This window comes from Stutzerimonas sp. S1, assembly GCF_025966695.1.
Taxonomy (GTDB): domain Bacteria; phylum Pseudomonadota; class Gammaproteobacteria; order Pseudomonadales; family Pseudomonadaceae; genus Stutzerimonas.
In genome coordinates, this window is record NZ_JAOEIY010000005.1 from 391,558 (window position 1) to 407,133 (window position 15,576).

12 protein-coding genes and 1 tRNA gene are annotated in these 15,576 nt (G+C 62.0%); 3 read left to right on the forward strand and 10 right to left on the reverse strand.

Annotation, left to right across the window (positions count from 1 at the left end):
- Window positions 1-8: 8 nt before the first annotated feature.
- From N8H22_RS13270 to rpsU, 5 genes are all read right to left on the reverse strand, one after another.
- Entirely contained in the window at window positions 9-1,799 is a 1,791-nt protein-coding gene (locus N8H22_RS13270) for an SLC13 family permease (protein WP_264590986.1), read from the reverse strand.
- Window positions 1,800-2,063: 264 nt separating this feature from the next.
- Window positions 2,064-2,140: transfer RNA gene (locus N8H22_RS13275), tRNA-Ile, on the reverse strand.
- Between the two features lie 108 nt (window positions 2,141-2,248).
- Window positions 2,249-4,102, reverse strand: coding sequence for an RNA polymerase sigma factor RpoD (rpoD, locus tag N8H22_RS13280; RefSeq protein ID WP_264590987.1), 1,854 nt, complete (start codon window positions 4,100-4,102; stop codon window positions 2,249-2,251).
- A 67-nt stretch (window positions 4,103-4,169) separates the two neighbouring features.
- Window positions 4,170-6,119: a DNA primase gene (gene dnaG / locus N8H22_RS13285; RefSeq protein WP_264590988.1), complete on the reverse strand. Its 1,950-nt coding sequence runs from the start codon at window positions 6,117-6,119 to the stop codon at window positions 4,170-4,172.
- Between the two features lie 138 nt (window positions 6,120-6,257).
- The gene (rpsU, locus tag N8H22_RS13290) at window positions 6,258-6,473 is read right to left on the reverse strand and encodes a 30S ribosomal protein S21 (protein ID WP_003290642.1); all 216 of its coding nucleotides are present in this window, start codon (window positions 6,471-6,473) and stop codon (window positions 6,258-6,260) included.
- 197 nt (window positions 6,474-6,670) lie between these two features.
- Between rpsU and tsaD the strand changes: the two genes are divergently transcribed.
- A complete protein-coding gene (gene tsaD / locus N8H22_RS13295) occupies window positions 6,671-7,696 on the forward strand; it encodes a tRNA (adenosine(37)-N6)-threonylcarbamoyltransferase complex transferase subunit TsaD (RefSeq protein WP_264590989.1) in 1,026 nt (341 codons plus the stop codon).
- A gap of 38 nt (window positions 7,697-7,734) precedes the next feature.
- Here the strand turns inward: tsaD and plsY are convergent, their stop codons facing one another.
- Window positions 7,735-8,304 carry a glycerol-3-phosphate 1-O-acyltransferase PlsY gene (gene plsY / locus N8H22_RS13300; RefSeq protein ID WP_264590990.1) on the reverse strand — a complete coding sequence of 190 codons (570 nt, stop codon included), beginning with the start codon at window positions 8,302-8,304 and terminating at the stop codon, window positions 7,735-7,737.
- Window positions 8,305-8,379: 75 nt separating this feature from the next.
- Between plsY and folB the strand changes: the two genes are divergently transcribed.
- A complete protein-coding gene (folB, locus tag N8H22_RS13305) occupies window positions 8,380-8,733 on the forward strand; it encodes a dihydroneopterin aldolase (RefSeq protein ID WP_264590991.1) in 354 nt (117 codons plus the stop codon).
- A complete protein-coding gene (gene folK / locus N8H22_RS13310) occupies window positions 8,724-9,269 on the forward strand; it encodes a 2-amino-4-hydroxy-6-hydroxymethyldihydropteridine diphosphokinase (RefSeq protein WP_264590992.1) in 546 nt (181 codons plus the stop codon). Before folB ends, folK begins: the two co-directional genes overlap by 10 nt.
- 12 nt (window positions 9,270-9,281) lie before the next feature.
- Here folK and N8H22_RS13315 read toward each other — a convergent pair whose 3' ends face one another.
- The 4 genes from N8H22_RS13315 to N8H22_RS13330 all read right to left on the reverse strand — a co-directional run bounded on the left by N8H22_RS13315 (window position 9,282) and on the right by N8H22_RS13330 (window position 15,466).
- Entirely contained in the window at window positions 9,282-10,514 is a 1,233-nt protein-coding gene (locus N8H22_RS13315) for a multifunctional CCA addition/repair protein (protein ID WP_264590993.1), read from the reverse strand.
- Between the two features lie 103 nt (window positions 10,515-10,617).
- Window positions 10,618-12,159 (reverse strand): SpoVR family protein, encoded by a 1,542-nt coding sequence (locus N8H22_RS13320; protein ID WP_264590994.1) that lies wholly within the window; start codon window positions 12,157-12,159, stop codon window positions 10,618-10,620.
- An 11-nt stretch (window positions 12,160-12,170) separates the two neighbouring features.
- On the reverse strand, window positions 12,171-13,442 hold the full coding sequence (locus N8H22_RS13325; protein WP_264590995.1) for a YeaH/YhbH family protein: 1,272 nt from the start codon (window positions 13,440-13,442) through the stop codon (window positions 12,171-12,173).
- Between the two features lie 101 nt (window positions 13,443-13,543).
- Window positions 13,544-15,466, reverse strand: a complete 1,923-nt coding sequence (locus N8H22_RS13330; protein WP_264590996.1) for a PrkA family serine protein kinase — start codon at window positions 15,464-15,466, stop codon at window positions 13,544-13,546.
- Window positions 15,467-15,576: the final 110 nt, after the last annotated feature.

The window sequence follows — 15,576 nt, forward strand, 5'->3', positions numbered from 1 at the left end:
CCCCTGGATCATTGAGGGGTGAGCGGCCAGAACAGCGGGATAACCAGCGTCGCAACCACCCAGAGCAGGAGGTTGAGCGGAATGCCGACCTTGAGGAAGTCGGCGAAACGGTAGCCGCCGGCGTTATAGACGAAGGTGTTGGTCTGATAGCCGATCGGCGTTGCGAAGCTGGCGCTGGCGGCGAACATGACCGCAACGACGAAAGCACGTGGGTCGACGCCCAGGTGCTGAGCGAGGCCGATCGCGATCGGGGTGATCAGCACGGCGACCGCGTTGTTCGACAGCATCTCGGTGAGCAGCGAGGTCAGCAGGTAGATGAACGAGAGCATGAACAGCGGGCCCGCCCAGGGGGTCAGGTTCGTCACGTTCTGCACGATCAGCTGCACCAGGCCGACCTTGTCCATCGCGATGCTGATCGCCAGCATGCCGAAGATCAGACTGAGGATCTTCCAGTCGACGGCCTTGTAGGCATCCTCGACATCCAGGCAGCGCGTCGCCAGCACCGCGGCGGCGCCGATGATTGCCAGGCCTTCGATGGGCATCACGCCAACGGCAGCCAGCAGCATCACTGCCAATGTGGTGAGGATCGCAATCGGAGCCTTGTCGCGCCGAAACGCCCGTTCCTGCACGGCGTTCAAGCTGATCAGCTCGCCGTTGTCGGCAAAGCGCTTGATCTGCGCTGGCGTGCCTTCGACCAGCATCACGTCGCCGAACTGCAGCTGGAAGTCGTCGAAATTGCCTTGAATGTTCTCGTCCTGGCGGTGCACGGCCAGCACATTGATGCCATAACGAGCGGAGAGGTCGAGGTCGCGCATAGGCCGGTGGCTGTAGCGGGAGCCACGGCCGACGATTGCCTCGGCGAGAATCACGTCCTCGCTGCTGATAGTCTCGAAGGCATCGCCGCGATTGAAGGTCAGGTGACCGCTTTCGCGTAGCTCCACCACGTCCTTGACCTGTCCGTGGATCAGCAGAAGATCACCGGCCTGCAGCGTGAAGTCGTGCTCCGGGCGGCTGACATGCTGCGCTTCTCGGCTGACCTGCAGCACCTGAAGGCCACTACCGCCGTTGAGGTTCGCCTCGGCCAGAGTCTTGCCGATCACGGGAGAGCTGGACGGCACCCGCAGTTCGGTCATGAAGGTACGGTCCAGTCGTGGGCCGAGCAGTTTGGCGAGGGTGTCGCGCTCGGGAAGCAGGTGCTTGCCGATGGTCAGCAGGTAGAGCATCCCGGCTCCCGCAAGGATCACAGCGGCGCCGGTGATCTCGAACATGCCGAATGGTTCGAGGCCGGCCTTACGCGCCACGCCGTCGACCAGGATATTGGTGGAGGTGCCGATCATTGTCAGCGTGCCGCCGAGGATCGTGGCGTATGACAGTGGAATCAACAGCTTTGATGGCGTGGTGCCGGCGCGCTTGGCCAGCGAGATCGCTACCGGCGTGAGGATCGCCACCACCGGCGTGTTGTTGAGAAAAGCGGAGATTGCCAACGCGGTCAGGGTGAGCCCGGCCAGCACGCGCGTCGGGCTGGTGCCGACCAGACCGCCCAGCCAGTTACCCAGGGCATCGATGCAGCCGGTGCGTTCCAATGCCGCGGAAATGATGAACATGCAGGCGATGGTCACCGGTGCCGAGTTGGACAACACGCCCAGCACTTCGCCGGGAGTCAGCAGTTGGGTGGCGAGCAGCACCGCCACGGCGATCGCCACGACGATGTCCGGACTCCAGCTTTCGCGCACGAAGGCCAGCAGTACCCAGATCAGCAAGGCGCAAACGAACAGAAGCGGCAGCGAGTCTGGAAACATGGAAGTCCTTAGCGTGGCGATGACTCGAAACGGCGGCCGCGCCAGCGACCCCGCGCGCACGATAGAGGGCAGCACTTAGAGAGTCCAGAAACCAATACTGCTGTTTATATGCGATTTGGTTATTTGTCAGTGGGCGGGCAGTTGATGACGGACGTGCAGAACAACTCATCCATGCATGAAGTTGCAGCGGGCCCGCGGAGCTGAGCGCGGGCAGAAAGGGATATGCGCGAAACGAAAAAGCCGCGCAATGCGCGGCTTTAAAGGTGGTGGGCCCACACGGACTCGAACCGTGGACCAAAGGATTATGAGTCCTCTGCTCTAACCAACTGAGCTATAGGCCCCCAGAAGGCCGGCGGATTATACCGGCGCTGGCGTCAATGCGCCACGCGAAGCTGGATAGCTAAACGCTTGTCCAAAAAGCAAAACCCCCGGCAGGCCGGGGGTTTGGGTCACTCGTCGAGGAAGGAGCGCAGATGCTCGCTTCTGGTCGGGTGACGTAGCTTGCGCAGCGCCTTGGCTTCGATCTGGCGGATGCGCTCGCGGGTCACATCGAACTGCTTGCCGACTTCCTCGAGGGTGTGGTCGGTGTTCATGTCGATGCCGAAGCGCATGCGCAGCACCTTGGCTTCACGGGCGGTGAGGCCGGAGAGCACTTCGCGGGTGGCTTCCTTGAGGCTTTCCACCGTGGCCACGTCGATCGGCGATTGCATCGCGGAGTCTTCGATGAAGTCGCCCAGATGGGAGTCTTCGTCGTCACCGATCGGCGTCTCCATGGAGATCGGTTCCTTGGCGATCTTCAGTACCTTACGGATCTTGTCCTCGGGCATTTCCATGCGCTCGCCAAGCTCTTCAGGCGTGGGCTCGCGACCCATTTCCTGCAGCATCTGGCGAGAGATGCGGTTGAGCTTGTTGATTGTCTCGATCATGTGCACCGGGATGCGGATGGTGCGCGCCTGGTCGGCGATCGAGCGGGTGATCGCCTGGCGAATCCACCAGGTGGCGTAGGTCGAGAACTTGTAGCCGCGACGGTATTCGAACTTGTCCACCGCCTTCATCAGGCCGATGTTGCCTTCCTGGATCAGATCGAGGAACTGCAGGCCGCGGTTGGTGTACTTCTTGGCGATGGAGATCACCAGGCGCAGGTTCGCTTCGACCATTTCCTTCTTGGCGCGGCGGGCCTTGGCTTCGCCGATTGACATCCGACGGTTGATGTCCTTGATGTCGGCAATCGCCAGTTGGCACTCTTCCTCGAGCGCGAGCAGCTTCTGCTGGCAGCGCTGGATATCTTCCTTGCGCGCGCCAATGGCTTCAGCGTATTTGCTCTTGCCGCTGGCCAGCTCTTCAGCCCATGCGAGATTGGTCTCGTTGCTTGGGAACTGGCGCAGGAAGTCGGCACGCGGCATGCGCGCATCGCGTACGCACAGCTGCATGACTGCGCGTTCCTGGGCGCGGATCTGATTCAGAGCGTCGCGCACCCGCTCGACCAGGGCGTCGTACTGCTTGGGCACGAGCTTGATCGGCATGAACAGGATCGCCAGGGCCTCGAGCTCGTCGATGGCCTGTTGGCTGGCGCGCCCATGTTTCTTCAGCGCCTTCTTGGCTTTCTCCAGCTGCTCTGCCACGGCACCGAAGCGCAGGCGAGCCACTTCGGGGTCAGGTCCTCCGTCGCCTTCTTCCTCTTCGCTGTCGGATTCTTCGTCCTCTTCGTCGTCCTTGTCGTCGGCAACCGGCTTGGCTGCGACCTGCGGAGTGACGGGCTCGACTTCCTGAGTGGCGGCAGCGCCATCATCGTCAGGGTCGATGTAGCCGCTGAGAATGTCCGACAGGCGGCCGCCTTCATTGGTGACGCGCTCGTAGTCGGCAAGGATGCCGTCGACCGTGCCGGGGAAGTGGGCGATGGCGCTCATCACCTCGCGAATGCCTTCCTCGATGCGCTTGGCGATTTCGATCTCGCCTTCACGAGTCAGCAGTTCCACCGTGCCCATTTCGCGCATGTACATGCGCACCGGGTCGGTAGTGCGGCCGATGTCGGTCTCCACTGCGGCAAGTGCTGCAGCGGCTTCTTCGGCGGCGGCTTCATCGGTATCGGCTTCGGCCAACAACAGGGCATCGGCATCCGGGGCAACCTCGAATACGTTGATGCCCATGTCGTTGATCATGCGAATGATGTCTTCCACCTGTTCCGGATCGGAAATATCTTCCGGCAGGTGGTCGTTGACCTCTGCGTAAGTCAGGTAACCCTGCTCACGGCCACGCTGGATCAACTCTTTGAGGCGGGACTGCTGTTGCGCTTTTCCGGACATATAACCCTATCCACTGAAGGTTCTGGCGGGCTGAAAACAAGCTGAGCATTATAGCCGAGCTAAGACCTCACGCGCCAGTTGAGGTCGATGTTGCGGTTGGAGTGTTACGGCTCAGCAAATTACGCAGTTGATCTTTTTCCTCTGCGCTGAGTTCACCCTGGCGTGCCTTGCGCAAGAGCAGTTCGAGGCTGCGTTCACGCTGTCTGGCGGCAAGGGTATTAATGGTGTCGAAAAACTGTTGTTCAAGGTTATCGGCCGATATCAGCCATTCTTTTTCGGCCAGGGCGCGTAAAAGTCGGCCCTGGTCGGTACCGTGCCAGCGGGCGATCAGCTGCAGACTGCGCAGTTTCGGGTTCTTTTGCAGGGTGCCGAGCAGAGCTACCAACAGCTGAGCGTAGGTGTCGTCCTCTGCGGCGAAATGGCTGACATCCTCGACCTTTTGTGCAAGTTCGGGGTGGTGCAGCAGGGTGCGCAGTGTAGTTAATGCCGGTGGTTCTACCGTGGCGGGTGTGCGGGGCCCTCGTGGCTTGAAGTCTGGTCGCTGGCCGGATTTTTTCCAGTCCTTGTTCCACTCTTTCGTCGAGTTCTTCTTGCGCTGATGGGTGACGGGCTCGGGTGGCTCGAAATGCGCGGCCTCGGCGTAGTCCGTTCCGGTGTCGTAGTAAACGCTGTCGTCGTAGTGTGTGGGCGCTATGGAAGCACTGGTCGTGGGCGCTGCGCTCATCTGTTGCAGCGCTTCGCCGGTCAGGCCGGTGAGTTCCACCAGGCGTTGGCGCATGAGGGTGCGCAAGTTGGTGCCGGGAATTTTTTCGATCAGCGGCGCTGCCAGCGTCGCGAGGTGGGCCTTGCCCTCCAGCGAGCGTGGATCGGCTTCTTCGCTCAGTTGCTGGAAGAAATAGTCCGCCAGCGGTTGGGCCTGCTGATTGATGCGGGCGCGGAAGGCGTCAGTACCTTCTGCGCGTACCAGACTGTCCGGGTCCTCGCCTTCGGGAAGGAACAGGAAGCGCGCACGGCGGCCGTCCTGCAGGTTCGGCAGGGTTGCCTCCAGTGCGCGCCAGGCCGCCTTGCGCCCCGCTGAGTCGCCATCGAAACAGAACAGCACGCTGGGCACTATGCGGAATAGGCGCTTGAGGTGTTCTTCGCTGGTGGCGGTGCCTAGCGTCGCCACTGCGTTGCGTAGCCCCTGCTGGGCAAGCGCAATCACGTCCATGTAGCCCTCGACCACCATAATTTCGTCGAGATCGCGATTGCTCTGGCGTGCTTCGAATAGGCCGTAAAGCTCTTGGCCTTTGTGAAAGACCGGGGTTTCCGGCGAGTTGAGGTACTTGGGCTTGTCGTCTCCGAGCACCCGACCGCCGAAAGCGATCACCCGGCCGCGGCTGTCACGGATGGGGAACATCACGCGGTCGCGGAAGCGGTCGTAGCGCTTGCCGTTCTCGGCATTTTCGATCAATAGGCCGGCGTCGATCATGGCCTTCTGCTGCAGAGTGTCACCGCCCAGGTGCTTGAGCAGGTTGTCCCAGCCGGGCGGGGCGAAGCCAAGGCCGAAATCTCGGGCGATCACGCCAGAGAGGCCGCGGCCCTTGAGATACTCCACTGCGGCCTTGCGCGTGGGGTGGCTCTTCAGTGCCTGGCGATAGTAATCGGCGGCAGCGGCCAGCAGAGGGTAGAGTGGCGAATCGACTGGCTGGCGTTGTTTGTTTCCGCGACTGCTTTCCTCGCGTGGTACTTCCATGCCGGCGCGCTTGGCCAGATCCTCCACCGCCTGGGGGAAATCCAGGTGGTCGTGGTCCATGACGAAGCCGAGCGCGTTGCCGCCTGCGCCGCAGCCGAAGCAGTAATAGAACTGCTTGTCGGGGCTGACGCTGAAGGAGGGGGTCTTTTCCTTGTGGAAGGGGCAGAGCGCGCTGTAGTTCTTGCCTGCCTTCTTCAGCTGGATGCGCGAGCCGATCACTTCGACGATGTCGGAGCGATTGAGCAAATCGTCGATGAAGGATTGCGGGATTAGGCCGGCCATAGGGGTGTCAGGTTACGCTCGCATTGTTCGGGCCGGAAATGAAAAAAACTCCGGCCATTCGCCGGTTGGCGAAGCGGAGTCTTGGGCAATGCAAAGCCCGGCCGAGGCCGGGCTTGATGCGGCGTCAGCTGTACTGGATCAGTACAGGCGAACGCTGCGGCGCTGCTCGCGCTGCACTTTCTTAGCGTGACGCTTAACTGCGGCGGCAGCTTTGCGCTTGCGCTCTGCAGTCGGCTTCTCGTAGAACTCGCGCGAACGGACTTCGGCCAGCACGCCGGCTTTTTCGCAGGAGCGCTTGAAGCGACGCAGGGCTACGTCGAAGGGTTCATTCTCTTTAACTTTGACAGCGGGCATCCAGGACGTACCTTCACTTGATTACCGGTGGCAACGCGCTTCGGCAAATGACTCGCAAGCACGCTGGTTTTAAGGGTTGCGGATGTTAACCCCTCGACGCGGGGAATGCAAAGCCTCTGAGCGAAAAGCGCTGGTCGGTCGGCCGGCCCGACGATTAATATGCACGGCTTCATTCGCCTCCCTGGAAGGTTGAACCCATGCTGGTGCTGGGGCTGGAAACATCCTGCGACGAGACTGGTGTCGCGCTTTACGACAGCGAGCGCGGTCTGCTGGCCGACGCACTCTTCAGTCAGATCGATCTGCATCGTGTATATGGCGGAGTGGTGCCCGAGCTGGCGTCGCGTGACCACGTCAAGCGCATGTTGCCGTTGATCCGCCAGGTGCTGGCCGAATCCGGGCTTGCGGCCGGGCAGGTCGACGCCGTGGCCTATACCGCCGGACCCGGACTGGTCGGCGCCTTGTTGGTGGGTGCTTCCTGTGCTCAGGCGCTTGCGCTGGGCTGGGGTGTGCCGGCGGTGGGCGTGCACCATATGGAAGGTCATCTGCTGGCGCCGATGCTGGAAGAGCAGCCGCCGGCCTTCCCGTTCGTCGCCCTGCTGGTGTCTGGCGGGCATACGCAGCTGGTGCGGGTCGATGGTATCGGGCGCTACGAGCTGCTCGGAGAGTCGGTTGACGACGCTGCCGGTGAAGCCTTCGACAAAACGGCGAAATTGATGGGGCTGCGCTATCCGGGCGGGCCGGAGATCGCGCGGCTGGCCGAGCAGGGGGTGCCAGGCCGCTTCGTCTTCCCGCGGCCGATGACTGACCGGCCGGGGCTGGATTTCAGCTTCAGCGGACTCAAGACCTTCACCCTCAATACCTGGCAGCAATGCTGCAGCGCTGGCGATGCCTCCGAACAGACCCGGTGCGATATCGCCCTGGCCTTCCAGCAGGCCGTGGTTGAGACGCTGACCATCAAGTGCCGCCGGGCGCTGAAACAGACCGGGCTCAAGTCGCTGGTTATCGCCGGAGGGGTGAGTGCCAATCAGTCGTTGCGTCAGTCGCTCGAAGGGATGCTTGCCGAGCTGAAAGGGCAGGTGTTCTATGCGCGGCCGCGTTTTTGTACCGACAATGGGGCGATGATTGCCTATGCCGGCTGCCAGCGGCTGCTGGCTGGGCAGCACGACGGTCCCGCAATCGCAGTGCAGGCGCGTTGGCCAATGGATGCGCTCTCGCCGATATAAAGATGGCGGCGGTGACTGCCGTCTATAGTCGAATCACGTCAGAAATGCCGCTCCTGCCCCGCAAGCAATGCCCGCAGATTGCTGCGATGACGCCAGACGATCAGTACCGCGAGCAGACTCATCGGCAGCAAGGCCCCGGGCTGCTGCCAGGCCAGCAGAGGCAGGCATAGAGGCAGCGCGATCAATGCGGCCAACGAGCTGGTGCGGGTCAGGCGGAATACCGCGAGCCAGGCCACGAGCGCTAGCAGTGCGGCGAGCGGATATACGCCGAGCAGGACTCCGGCGGCAGTGGCAACGCCCTTGCCGCCGCGGAAACGGAAGTACAGTGGATAAAGATGACCGGCTACGGCGGCCAGACCAATCCAGCCTTGTTGCTGCACGGTCAGGCCCAGCCCGGCGGCGAGCATCACCGGCAGCAGGCCCTTGAGCACGTCGCCGAGCAGTGTGGCGATTGCCAGACGCTTGCCGGCCAGACGCAGCATGTTGGTCGCACCGGGATTGCCGGAACCGCCGGCGCGCGGGTCGGGGATGCCGACCAGGCGACTGAGCAGAATGGCGAATGACAGCGAACCGATGAGGTAGGCGAGCAGTGTCAGCAGCCAGAACATGAAATTCATCCGGGGCAGGAAGCTCCTGAGTCTAACGGTGCGGCCAGCACTTGTCGTGCCGCGGGAGATTGATGCGTGGATACCGTTTTCATCGAGGGTCTGGAAGTCGACACCGTAATCGGTGCCTACGACTGGGAGCGTGGGATTCGACAGTGTCTGCGCCTGGATCTGACCCTGGGCTGGGATATCCGTCCGGCGGCCGAGCATGACGAACTGGGCAAGGCGCTGGACTACGCCAAGGTCGCCGCGGCGATCGACGGCTTCGCTGCGGCGGCGCGATTCGAGCTGGTGGAGACTTTTGCCGAGCGCCTGGCGGCCAGCCTGATGCGCGAGTTCGGCATCGCCTGGTTGCGCCTGCGGGTGACCAAGCCCGGCGTCAACTCGCGAGCGGCTGCTCTGGGCGTGGAGATTGAACGCGGATGCCGCTAACTCCGGTTCTGCTCGGGCTCGGCAGCAATATCGAGCGCGAGAGCCACTTACACGCCGGCCTCGATGCGTTGGCCGAGCTGCTGGTCGACATGCGCTGCTCGCCGGTATTCGAGAGCCTGGCGGTGGGCTACAAGGGTGAGAATTTCTACAACCTGGTGGTTGCCGGCAACACTGACCTACCGCTCACCGAGCTGGACCGGCGGCTGAAGTTCATCGAGGCGGACAACGGCCGCTATGCGCCTGATCGCAAGGGACTGCCGCTGGATATCGATGTGTTGCTTTACGACGCGCTGGTCGGTGACTTCAACGGGTTGCTGTTGCCGCGCGCGGAGATTCTGCGCAATGCCTTCGTGCTCTGGCCGCTGGCCTTGCTGGCACCTGCAGTTCGTCATCCGGTGCTTGGCCTGTCGTTCGACCGGCTCTGGCGCGAGTCCCGGATCGAGCAGTCGCTCTGGCCGGTATCTTTCCGCTGGCGGGGCGTCGAGCTGACCGCGCCGGCGCTGCTGCAGGCCCATCCACGGCCTGCGCTTGGCTGAGCGGCGCGCTACTTAGTCGCCGTGCATGCCCTGTTGGTACTGAGTGACTGCCTTCAACCGTTCCCGTTTGAGCGCCTCGCCCAGCTCGGGACCCCGATAGCCCAGTTCCAGCAGCGGCTGCACTGCGACCGCGCGTGCTGCTGCGGCGGCGCCGCGTAGGTAGGCGGCCTGCGGATAGGCAGTTTGTTCGAAGCCCTTGCGCCCCCGCGCGTTCATCTCGCAGGCGGCGATGAACTGCTCGAAGCGTTCGGGGCGACGATAGATGTCGAAATGCTGCAGCAGCTCGAACAGAGTCGAGGCGGACAATTTCGGAGCGCGATGCCCGAGACCATGGAATTCGCCGACCAGCCGGGCCAGCTCCTGGCAGTCGCGCGGCACCTTGTAGCGGGTGTTGACCGCATCGATCAGGGGCAGACCCAGCTGCTCGTGGGCGACGTGCCGCGGCCACTCGCTTGGTGGCGTGCGGCCCTTACCCAGGTCGTGCAGCAGGCAGGCCCAGCGCACAGGCAGCGGCTGCCGATGCTCGGCGCACTGGCGTAGCGCACCGAGTATGTGCAGGCCGGTGTCGATTTCGGGGTGATCGGCTTCTGCTTGCGGAACGCCGAACAGTGCATCGAGCTCAGGCAACAGCTCCTTCAGCGCGCCGCAGTCGCGCAGGACCTGGATGAACACGTCCGGTCGCGGTTCCATCAGTGCGCGGGAGATTTCCTTCCAGCTGCGTTCGGGAGTGAGTGCCTGCAGTTCGCCGGATGCCGCTAACCCTGCCATCAATGCCAGGGTTTCCTCAGCGACGCGGAAACCCAGCGGCGCGTAGCGGGCGGCGAAGCGGGCGACCCGCAACACGCGCAGCGGGTCTTCGGCGAATGCGGGCGAGACATGGCGCAGCAGCCGTGCCTCAAGGTCGCGCTGGCCGCCGTAGGGGTCGTAAAGGCCGCCGTCGGCGTCCTCGGCCATGGCGTTGATGGTGAGGTCCCGGCGGATCAGATCCTGTTCGAGGGTGACATCCGGGCTGGCGTAGAAGGTGAAGCCGCCGTAGCCGCGGCCGCTCTTGCGCTCGGTACGGGCAAGCGCGTACTCCTCACCAGTCCGTGGGTGCAGAAACACCGGAAAATCGGCGCCGACGGGACGAAAGCCTTGTGCCTGCATGGCCTCGGCCGTCGCCCCGACCACGACCCAATCCACTTCTGTGACTTCCCGGCCCAACAAGCGATCACGCACCGCGCCGCCAACTTTGTAAATCTGCATGTTCACCTCCGTTGGCGCGGAGGATAAAGGATCTGCGCGGCCAAGCCACCCATCGGTGGCGGCCGGCGAAGAACGTCGCGTGCAGTGCCTGAGGTTTATACCGCTAGGCGAAGTTCATTCCCGGAAAACGGCTCTCGACCTCCGTCTCGGGGTGCGGCGGCATGTGGTGAGTGTCGACGACCTGCTCACCCTGCATCGACTGCAGATGCACGTCGAACCCCCACAGCCGGTGTAGGTGCTTGAGCACCTCGTCCGTGGAGCTACCCAGCGGCTTGCGGTCGTGCTGCTGATGACGCAGGGTCAGCGAGCGATCGCCGCGGCGATCGACGCTCCAGACCTGTACGTTGGGTTCGCGATTGCCGAGGTTGTACTGGGCGGCGAGCAGCTCGCGGATGGTGTGGTAGCCACTCTCGTCATGGATTGCCGGCACCAGCAGTTCGTCCTTGCGGTCGTCGTCGAGGATGCTGAACAGCTTGAGGTCGCGGATCACCTTGGGCGAAAGGAACTGCAGAATGAAGCTCTCGTCCTTGAAGTTCTGCATGGCGAATTTCACGGTGGTCAGCCAATCGCTGCCGGCGATATCGGGGAACCAGCGGCGATCTTCTTCGGTGGGCTGTTCGCAGATGCGGCGGATGTCCTGATACATGGCAAAGCCAAGGGTGTAGGGGTTGATGCCACTGTAGTAAGGACTGTCGAAGCCAGGCTGATAGATCACGCTGGTGTGCGACTGCAGAAACTCCATCATGAAGCCTTCGGTCACCAAGCCTTCGTCGTACAGATCGTTCATCAGCGTGTAGTGCCAGAAAGTCGCCCAGCCTTCGTTCATCACCTGGGTCTGGCGCTGTGGGTAGAAGTACTGCGCGATCTTGCGCACGATGCGCACCACCTCACGCTGCCAGGGCTCGAGCAGCGGCGCGTGCTTCTCGATGAAGTAGAGGATGTTCTCCTGTGGCTCGGCGGGGAAGCGCTTGCCGTCGTCCGGATCGTCGCCCTTGCCGGCGCTCCTGGGGATGGTGCGCCAGAGGTCGTTGATCTGCCGCTGTAAATGCTCCTCACGCTCCTTCTGCCGGCGCCGCTCCTCGTCGGCGGAGATCGGGTAGGGGCGCTTGTAGCGATCGACGCCGTAGTTCATCAGCGCGTGGCAGGAGTCGAGCAGGTCCTCGACCGCTTCGATGCCGTGGCGCTCTTCGCACTGCATGATGTACTGCTTGGCGAACACCAAGTAATCGATGATCGAGCTGGCGTCGGTCCAGGTGCGAAACAGATAGTTGCCCTTGAAGAAACTGTTGTGGCCGTAGCTGGCGTGGGCAATTACCAGCGCCTGCATGCACATGGTGTTCTCTTCCATCAGATAGGCGATGCACGGATCGGAGTTGATCACGATCTCGTAGGCCAGGCCCATCTGCCCGCGCTTGTAGCCTTTCTCGGTAGAGAGGAAATGCTTGCCGTAAGACCAGTGGTGATAGCCGATGGGCATGCCCACCGAGGCATAGGCGTCCATCATCTGCTCGGCGGTGATCACCTCGATCTGGTTCGGATAGGTGTCCAGCGCATAGCGTTCGGCAAGGCGGCCGATTTCGCGGTCATACGCCTGGATCAGCTCGAAGGTCCATTCCGAACCGGTGGAAATGGGCTGTCGTTTCATGCTGCACCTCGTCAGGCGTTGATCCGCCGCTGGAACAGTTCGCGGAACACCGGGTAGATGTCCGCGGCGCTGACCAGTTGCTGCTGGGCAAAGGACTCGGCAAAAGCTTCGGTCACCTGGTTGTACTCGTACCAGAGGGCCTGATGCTCGCGCGGGGTGATTTCAACATAGGTGAAATACTGCACGAACGGCATGATCTGGTTGATCAGGATATCCCGGCACAGCGGCGAGTCGTCGTTCCAGTTGTCGCCATCCGAAGCCTGGGCGGCATAGATGTTCCATTCGTTGGCCGGGTAACGCTCGGCCATGATCTCCTGCATCATCTTCAGCGCACTGGAGACGATGGTGCCGCCGGTTTCCCGCGAATAAAAGAACTCTTCCTCGTCGACTTCCTTGGCGCTGGTGTGGTGGCGGATGAACACCACGTCGATCTTGTCGTAGTTCCGCTTGAGGAACAGGTAAAGCAGGATGAAGAAGCGCTTGGCGATGTCCTTGGTTGCCTGGGTCATCGAGCCGGAAACGTCCATCAGGCAGAACATCACCGCCTTGGAACTGGGGTTGGGATGCTTGACCAGCAGGTTGTACTTGAGGTCGAAGGTGTCGAGGAACGGCACACGGTTGATGCGTGCGCTGAGGCGCTCGATCTCTTCCTCGGCGGCCTTGATGTCGCCGAAGTTGTCCGGCTCCTCCAGTCGCAGGCGAGCCAGTTCGGCCTTGACCTCGCGCAGCTTGCCGCGGCTGCTGCCGGATAGCGCGATGCGCCGCGCATGGGCCGAGCGCAGGGTGCGCACGATGTTGATGCGCGAGGGGTTGCCCTCGTTGCTGATGCCGGCGCGCACTGTTTTGAAGGTGTCGGTGCCGCTCAGGTGTCGCTTGACCAGATTGGGCAGCTCCAGATCCTCGAACATGAAGTCGAGGAACTCCTCCTGAGTGATCTGGAAGACGAAGTCGTCCACGCCTTCGCCGCTGTTGCTGGCCTGGCCGCTGCCGCCCCCACCGCCGCCACCCTGTGGACGCGGGATGCGCTCGCCGGCGACGAACTCCTTGTTGCCCGGATGGACGACGGTCTGGCGGCCACCGCGGCCGTGGTGCAGCACCGGCTCGTCGATGTCGCGGCCGGGAATGCTGATCTGCTCGCCGTGCTCCATGTCGGTGATAGAGCGCCGGCTGACGGCTTCCTCCACCGCTTTCTTGATATGCCCACGGTAACGCTGCAGGAAACGCTGGCGGTTCACCGTGCTCTTGTTCTTGCCGTTCAGGCGACGGTCGATGACATAGCTCATAAGGGCCCTCCGGCCAACTGCAGGCTTCTCAGGCTGCAGACCGCAAGGCTGCGCGGGCGGTCACTCCTACCGTCCGCGCAGGCTTGCGAGCTGGGGCCGCGTTACTGCGATTTGCGCACCCGCAGGTACCATTCCGACAACAGGCGTACCTGCTTCTCGGTATAGCCACGTTCCACCATCCGCACCACGAAATCGTTGTGCTTCTTCTGGTCTTCCTTGCTGGCCTTGGCGTTGAAGCTGATGACCGGCAGCAGGTCCTCGGTGTTGGAGAACATCTTCTTCTCGATCACCACACGCAGCTTCTCGTAGGACAACCACGACGGGTTCTTGCCGTTGTTGTTGGCCCGCGCGCGCAGCACGAAGTTGACGATCTCGTTGCGGAAGTCCTTCGGATTGCTGATTCCGGCCGGTTTCTCGATCTTCTCCAGCTCCTCGTTGAGCGCGGCGCGATTGAGGATCTCGCCGGTTTCCGGGTCGCGGTATTCCTGATCCTGAATCCAGAAGTCGGCGTACAGCACGTAGCGGTCGAAGATGTTCTGCCCGTACTCGCTGTAGGACTCCAGGTAGGCCGTCTGGATTTCCTTGCCGATGAACTCGATGTAGCGCGGTGCCAGGTACTCCTTGATGTAGCGCAGGTAGCGCTCGCGCACCTCGGCGGGGAATTGCTCCTGCTCGATCTGCTGTTCGAGCACGTAGAGCAGGTGGACCGGGTTCGCCGCAATCTCGTGGGGGTCGAAGTTGAACACCTTGGAGAGGATCTTGAAGGCGAAGCGGGTCGATAGACCGTTCATGCCTTCGTCGACGCCGGCGGTGTCGCGGTATTCCTGAATCGACTTGGCTTTCGGGTCGGTATCCTTGAGATTTTCGCCATCGTAGACGCGCATCTTCGAGTAGATGTTCGAGTTTTCCGGTTCCTTCAGCCGGCTGAGCACCGAGAATTGCGCGAGCATCTTGAGCGTGTCAGGCGCGCAGTGGGCCTTGGACAGCGAGCTGTTGATCAGCAGCTTGTCGTAGATCTTCACCTCGTCGGTTACGCGCAGGCAGTACGGCACCTTGACGATGTAGATGCGGTCGATGAACGCCTCGTTGTTCTTGTTGTTGCGGAAGGTGTGCCATTCCGATTCGTTGGAGTGAGCCAGCAGGATGCCGTTGAAGGGAATCGCGCCCAGGCCCTCGGTGCTGTTGTAGTTGCCTTCCTGGGTGGCGGTCAGCAACGGGTGCAGCACCTTGATCGGCGCCTTGAACATCTCGACGAATTCCATTAACCCCTGGTTGGCCCGGCACAGCGCGCCCGAATAGCTGTAGGCATCGGCGTCGTTTTGCGGGAATTCTTCCAGCTTGCGGATATCCACCTTGCCGACCAGCGCGGAGATGTCCTGGTTGTTTTCATCACCTGGCTCGGTCTTGGCTACGGCAATCTGGTTGAGAATCGACGGGTACAGTTTGACCACACGGAACTGGCTGATGTCGCCGCCGAACTCCTGCAGTCGCTTGGTCGCCCACGGCGACATGATCGAGTTCAGATAGCGTCGCGGGATGCCATAGTCCTCTTCGAGGATCTGTGCGTCTTCGGTGGGGTTGAACAGCCCCAGCGGCGATTCGAATACCGGTGAACCCTTGATCGCGTAGAACGGCACGCGCTCCATCAGTTGCTTGAGCTTCTCGGCCAGTGATGACTTGCCGCCGCCCACCGGACCAAGGAGATAAAGAATCTGTTTCTTCTCTTCCAGGCCCTGAGCGGCGTGGCGGAAGTAGGAGACGATCTGGTCGATGCAGTCTTCCATGCCGTGGAAGTCTTCGAACGCCGGATAGCGGCGGATCACCTTGTTGGAGAAGATCCGCGACAGCCGGGGGTCGGTGGAGGTGTCGACCAGTTCGGGCTCGCCGATGGCCATCAACAGCCGTTCGGCGGCAGTGGCGTAGGTACCCGGATCCTGTTTGCACAGATCGAGGTATTCCTGCAGCGAGTATTCTTCCTGGCGGGTCGCTTCGAATCGTTGTTGGAAGTGACTGAAAATGCTCATGACTTCACCTCGGTCGATGCACGGAGCCGGCGTTGTCATCAGGCATCCCGGAGTCCGGCCGAAGCGGCGGCCAGTGGAGTTCCCCCGAACACCTAATGGTCGAAACCTGA